This window comes from Brachybacterium netajii (SeqCode) (assembly GCF_054114245.1).
This window is the reverse complement of the sequence record NZ_JBSYXB010000021.1, coordinates 1-944: the sequence shown is the minus strand read 5'-3', so window position 1 is coordinate 944 and position 944 is coordinate 1. Positions and strand designations below refer to the sequence as shown.

Sequence of the window (944 nt, the reverse complement as noted above, 5' to 3'; positions counted from 1 at the left end):
TAGGCCGTGTTGCTAAACGCCTTCGGGTGCCTTGTGGGCGAGTCTTGAACGCGTGTCGCGTGATGTGATCTCGGATGAGGTGTGGTCGGTGATCGGACCGCTGTTCCCGACTGCGAAGTCGACGGGGCGACCTCCGGTGGACCGACGCACGGTGGTCGAGGCGACGGCGTGGCGGTTCCGAACGGGAGCGCCGTGGCGGGACGTGCCGGAGCGGTTCGGGAACTGGAACACGATCTACAAGAACTTCAACCGGTGGTCCGAGCAGGGGGTGTGGGCGCGGGTGCTGGAGAAGACGCAGTCGCTCGCGCAGCAGTCCGGGGACCTGGATTGGGTCGCGTCGATCGACTCCACGATCGTGCGCGTTCACCAGCACGGTGCGACACTTCCCCGCACCACGGGGGGCTCTATCGAACGACAAGAAGTTCGGTGAGGAGCCGCCTGATCATGCGATCGGCCGGTCCCGCGGTGGGCTGACGACGAAGAATCACCTGGTCTGCGACGGGAAGGGCAGGGCTCTCGCGTTCATCCTCACCCCGGGGCAAGCAGCGGACACCAGCATGCTTGCCGCGACGCTGAGTGAGATCCGCGTCCCCGGCGCTCGGGGCAGGCCACGGTCGAGGCCGGAGCGGGTGCTCGCGGACAAGGGCTACCCATCGAAGGCGAACCGGGCCTGGCTGCGCGAGCGCGGGATCGCCGCGACGATCCCGGAGCGTGACGATCAGATCGCCCATCGACGCAAGCGCCGAGGTCGACCGATCGACTTCGGTGACCAGCAGCGGGCCCGCTACCGCGGCCGCAACGTCGTCGAACGGTGCTTCAACAAGCTCAAGCAGTGGCGCGGGATCGCGATGCGCTCAGACAAGACCGCGCGGAACTACCACGCCGGCCTCTGCCTCGCCGCGACACTCCACTGGCTCACCAGCGCATTTAGCAACACGGCCTAG

At 67.3% G+C, this 944-nt stretch carries 1 pseudogene; it reads left to right on the top strand.

Annotation, left to right across the window (positions count from 1 at the left end):
- Positions 1-31: 31 nt before the first annotated feature.
- A pseudogene (locus tag ACXET9_RS16075) lies at positions 32-944 on the top strand (IS5 family transposase).